General features: G+C 70.5%; 6 protein-coding genes and 1 pseudogene. 4 read left to right on the top strand and 3 right to left on the bottom strand.

Annotation, left to right across the window (positions count from 1 at the left end):
- The coding region (locus Q1K57_RS03200; RefSeq protein ID WP_300078932.1) for a hypothetical protein at nt 1-443 on the top strand (443 nt) is incomplete at its 5' end.
- Nucleotides 444-498: 55 nt separating this feature from the next.
- A complete protein-coding gene (tdh, locus tag Q1K57_RS03195; protein WP_300078931.1) occupies nt 499-1,536 on the top strand; it encodes an L-threonine 3-dehydrogenase in 1,038 nt (345 codons plus the stop codon).
- A gap of 6 nt (nt 1,537-1,542) precedes the next feature.
- On the opposite strand, the gene hxlB is transcribed toward tdh, so the two are convergent.
- Nucleotides 1,543-2,118: a 6-phospho-3-hexuloisomerase gene (hxlB, locus tag Q1K57_RS03190; RefSeq protein WP_300078930.1), complete on the bottom strand. Its 576-nt coding sequence runs from the start codon at nt 2,116-2,118 to the stop codon at nt 1,543-1,545.
- A complete protein-coding gene (hxlA, locus tag Q1K57_RS03185) occupies nt 2,115-2,768 on the bottom strand; it encodes a 3-hexulose-6-phosphate synthase (protein WP_300078929.1) in 654 nt (217 codons plus the stop codon). The genes hxlB and hxlA overlap by 4 nt, the downstream gene beginning before the upstream one ends.
- A 119-nt stretch (nt 2,769-2,887) precedes the next feature.
- Here hxlA and Q1K57_RS03180 point away from each other — a divergent pair, with 119 nt between their 5' ends.
- On the top strand, nt 2,888-4,162 hold the full coding sequence (locus tag Q1K57_RS03180) for a glycine C-acetyltransferase (RefSeq protein ID WP_300078926.1): 1,275 nt from the start codon (nt 2,888-2,890) through the stop codon (nt 4,160-4,162).
- Nucleotides 4,163-4,207: 45 nt separating this feature from the next.
- Here Q1K57_RS03180 and Q1K57_RS03175 read toward each other — a convergent pair.
- Nucleotides 4,208-4,378 (bottom strand): annotated as a pseudogene (locus Q1K57_RS03175) (family 1 glycosylhydrolase); the annotation flags it as partial.
- 174 nt (nt 4,379-4,552) lie between these two features.
- Between Q1K57_RS03175 and Q1K57_RS03170 the strand changes: the two are divergent.
- Nucleotides 4,553-4,824, top strand: a 272-nt coding sequence (locus tag Q1K57_RS03170; RefSeq protein ID WP_300078924.1) for a hypothetical protein, incomplete at its 3' end; no start/stop codon positions are given.

Here is a 4,824-nt window from a genome sequence, read left to right as displayed (position 1 = left end):
GGGAGTCCGGCCGCGCCGCGCTCGCTCTGGCGACCACCGACGACGGGGTGGAGTCCATCGCCACCCACCTCGTCCTCGACACCCGCGAGCCCGCCTGGCGTGCCGAGATCGGCCGCTTCGGGCTCGTCGCGCTCGTCGTGGGCGGGGCTCTCCTCCTCTCGTGCCTGCTCGGGCTGCGGCGACCGCCCACGAAAGTGGCGGCGGCGTCGACGGTGATCGACGCGGGGCTCGGCATGGTCCTGCTCGCGCTGCTCGGCCCGTGGCACTGGCTCCCGGGCGGGGTCATCGGCGCGTTGCTGGGGGCGTTCGTGGGCGCTCCGGCGCTCACCCTCGGCAGAGCTGCCCGCGCGCCGTGGCTGCCGGCCAGCCACGCGTCCGGGGCGATCGCCACGCTGGCCGTGAGTGTCCTGCTCGCCGCCGCTGCCGTCTTCCTCCTGGTCTGAGGGCCCGATGCGCTGGTGACTCGCGCCGGCGGCGTCCGGATGGGAGAGTGACGCCATGCGAGCGCTGGCGAAGATGCGGCCCGGGGCAGGCCTCGAACTCATCGACCGGCCCGAGCCCACCGGCGGCGACTGGGACGTGAAGATCCGCGTGCTGCGGGCGGGGTTGTGCGGCACCGACCTGCACCTGCAGCAGTGGGACGACTGGGCGGCCTCCCAGATGCGCTTGCCCCAGACGATCGGGCACGAGTTCTACGGCGAGATCGTCGAGGTGGGTGCCGAGGTCAAAGAGCTCGCGCCGGGCGACAAGGTGTCGGGCGAGGGGCACATCGTGTGCGGCTACTGCCGCAACTGCCGGGCCGGGCGCCGCCACCAGTGCATCCGGACGGTCGGGCTGGGCGTCAACACCGACGGCGCGTTCGCCGACTACGTGGTGCTGCCCGTGGAGAACGTGTGGAAGCACCCCGACTGGGTCGACCCCGAGCTGGGCGCCATCTTCGACCCGCTCGGCAACGCGACCCACACCACCTTGCAGTGGCCGCTCGTGGGCGAGGACGTGCTCGTCACGGGGGCCGGCCCCATCGGGGTGATGGCGGCGGCCATCGCCAAGCACGCGGGCGCGCGGCACGTGGTCGTGACCGACCTCTCCGACACGCGGCTCGCCCTCGCCGGGGCCGCGGGTGCCGACATGGTCGTCAACTCCGGCCGGACGCGGCTGGCGGAGGCCCAGAAGGAACTCGGCATGCGCGAGGGCTTCGACATCGGCCTGGAGATGTCGGGCGCCCCCACGGCGGTCGCCGAGATGATCGCCAACATGAACCACGGCGGCAAGATCGCCATGCTGGGCCTCCCGTCGTCCGACTACGCCGTGAACTGGGGCCGCATCATCACCCACATGCTCACCATCAAGGGCATCTACGGCCGCGAGATGTTCGAGACGTGGTACCTGATGACCTCCATCCTGTCGACCTCGCCGGCGCTCAAGGACGCCGTCCGGTCCGTCATCACGCACCGCTTCGCCGCCGAGGACTGGGAGGAGGCCTTCGCGACCGCCCGGTCTGGCGCGTGCGGCAAGGTCATCATGGACTGGAGTTAGGCGGCCTCACTCGAGGTTGGTGTGGCGCCCGCGCAATTGCTGTTCGGACTGGTCGAGGTCGGCCATGAGCTCGCCGACCAGCGTGTCGTAGACAAGCAGGCAGAGATCCTCGAAGAGCGAGCCCAAGGGCTGGATGGACGTGATGCGGGTGCCGTCCGGCGCGGTGGCCCCGGCGCCCGGCACCCGGACGACGACATCGGCGGCGCGGCCCATCGTGGAGTCGGACCCCATCGTGAGCAGCGCCACCTTGGCCTGGGCGGCCTTCGCGGTGGCGACCAGGGCGGCGATCCCGGCGGTCTCGCCGCTGCCCGACGTGACGAGCAGCAGGTCGCCCTTCTCGATGGCGGGGGTCGTGATGTCGCCCGCCACGTGGACGACGAGGCCGAGATGGACGAGGCGGCAGGCGAACGCGCGGGCGACGAGCCCGCTCTTGCCGGCTCCGGCGACGAAGACGCGCCGCGCCGCACGCACCTCGGCGCGCACGCGGTCGACGTCCGCGACGGGGATCGCGGCCGCCCACCGGTCGAGTTCGGCGATGATCGCGCGGAGGCGCGGGCCGGTGCCCAGCGGCTGGTCGGTCATGCGGGCGCTCCTCGGTCAGGATCGGCGTGGACGGCTCGGCCGATGAGGATGGCCTGCTCGCGCGGGTCGGGAGCGTCGCAGATGGCCGAGCCGCAGATGACGATCGCGGGGCGCTCGGCCACGTAGGCGGCGATGGTCGCCGCGGAGATCCCGCCGGCGACGGCGAGGTCCGCGTCCGGGAGGGCGGCGCGGAGCGTCCGCAGGTCGCCGAGGGGCGTCCGGCCGCTGGCCTGCTGGTCGGTGCCGGTGTGGACGGCGAGCACGTCCACACCGAGGGCCACCAGTTCGGGTCCGCGGGCCGCGAGGTCGTCGACGCAGAGCAGGTCGGCGACGACCCGACCGCCCGCTGCGCGAGCCGCGTCGACGCAGGCGGCGAGGGTGGCGGGGTCCGCGACACCGAGCACGGTCACGTAGTCCGCGCCCGCGGCGAACATCAGGGTGCTCTCGAGGTGGCCGCCGTCCATGATCTTCGTGTCGGCGAGGATCTTGGCCTCCGGGAAGGCGTCCCGGAACGCGCGGACCGCATGGATCCCCTCCCGCATCATGAGGGGCGTGCCGATCTCGACGATGTCGACCAGGTCCACCACGTCGCGGCACAACGCAATGGCCGCCCCGAGCGGCAGCGTGTCGAGGGCCAGCTGGAGCTTCATGGTCCTCCCTCCCTTCCCTCGCCCCGTCATCCGGGGCCGTCCGCGGTGCCTGCCCCGGAGGCGTCCGTGTGGGATCCATCATGACGCCCGGTGGTCTAGCGTGGGGACGAGGAGGTTGCATGTACGGGGCATTCGAGACGCACCTGACCGACACGCTGGCTGCGATCGAGGCGGCCGGCCTCACCAAACGCGAGCGGGTGATCACCACACCACAAGGCGCGCAGATCGGCGTGACGACCGCGGCCGACGGCGTCCTCAACTTCTGCGCCAACAACTACCTCGGCCTCGCGGACGAGGCGTCCGTGGTCGCTGCGGCGCACGCGGGGCTGGACGCCTACGGCTTCGGCATGGCGTCGGTACGGTTCATCTGCGGCACCCAAGCGCCGCACACCGACCTGGAGGCGCGGCTGAGCGAGTTCCTCGGCACCCACGACACCATCTTGTTCAGCAGCTGCTTCGACGCCAACGGGGGCGTGTTCGAGGCGTTGTTCGGGCCGGAGGACGCGATCATCTCCGACGAGCTCAACCACGCCTCCCTCATCGACGGCATCCGGCTGAGCAAGGCCGCCCGTTACCGCTACCGCAACGCCGACATGGCCGACCTGGCCGCCCAGCTGGAGGCGGCGGCGTCCGCGCGGTTCAAGGTCATCGTGACCGACGGTGTCTTCAGCATGGACGGGGCCTACGCCCCCCTGCGCGAGATCTGCGACCTCGCGGACGCCCATGGGGCGCTCGTGCTCGTCGACGATTCGCACGCGGTCGGGTTCGTGGGCGGCGGCGGCCGAGGGACACCCGAGCTGTTCGGCGTCGCCGAGCGCGTCGACATCCTCACCGGGACCCTCGGCAAGGCGCTGGGCGGCGCGTCCGGGGGCTACGTGAGCGGCCACCAGGCCATCGTCGATCTGCTGCGGCAGCGGGCGCGCCCTTACCTGTTCAGCAACTCGGTGGCGCCGAGCGTGGTGGCCGGGTCGCTGGCCGCCTTGGATCTCGTGGCCGGTTCGGCAGACGCCCGCGCCCGGCTCGTCGCGAACACCGAGCTGTTCCGCGCCCTCATGGCGGAGGCCGGCTTCGACCTCGACCCCTTTGCCGGCGTCGCATCGGACGCCGTCCGGCCCACCGGGGTGCCGCCGCACCCCATCACGCCCGTGATGTTCCCGGGCGAGGAGGGGGCCCGCCTGGCGGGGAGGATCGCCGACCACATGCTGCGCGAGTCCGGGGTGTACGTGATCCCGTTCAGCTTCCCGGTGGTGCCGCGCGGCAAGGCGCGCATCCGTGTCCAGTTGTCGGCGGCGCATTCCAGCGACGACGTGCGCGCCTGCGTCGCCGCCTTCGTCGCGGCGCGAGCGGCGGCGTCCGGGCATAGCCTTTCTGACATAGGGATTCCGTTCACGTGAACCGAATCCCTATGTCAGAAACGTGACAGCCCCCGACGGCCCCCCTCAGTTCAACACCGAGGCGCCGTTGGTCGCGATGATCTCGGCGTAGGCGGCGTAGCTCTTCTTCGCGTAGCGCTCGAGGGTGCCGGTGCCGTCGTCGTTGCGGTCGACGTAGATGAACCCATACCGCTTGCTCAACTGCGCTGTGCCGGCGGAGACGATGTCAATGGGGCCCCACCACGTGTAGTCGACTTATCTGGATAATCAACGTCTGAATCATGCAAAAAACGTAGTCATTACCTACATATTATGGTATGATCGTGAGCATGACCGATTGTCGAGGCGAGTTAGCTTGCGGTTCTGCGTGTCGCTTTGATCATGTAGGTATCCCGGTGCAAAGTTGCAACCGTGGAACTACATCCGTGGAAGTTGGTGGCGGCGGTGCTGAAACGGCATCGGGCCGCGCTGGGTTTGGTACATGGCTATCTGGATCTGTCGGTGGAGGACGCCTACCGGCGGCTGGATGGCTTGCGCTCGGACGATCTGGGCCCGCACGGGCTGACCGTGGGTGGAGTGGTTCGCGATGGGATGCGCGAGCGGACGGCGTGCGAGGTGTTCCAACAGTGCTCGCTGTCGGTGGTCAGGAAGTCAGGAAATGGGGTGTGGCTGACCGACGGTCG

This window comes from Propioniciclava sp., assembly GCF_029977985.1.
GTDB lineage: Bacteria > Actinomycetota > Actinomycetes > Propionibacteriales > Propionibacteriaceae > Propioniciclava.
Note: the sequence above shows the minus strand (reverse complement) of the source record. Positions and strands in the feature narration are given on the sequence as shown.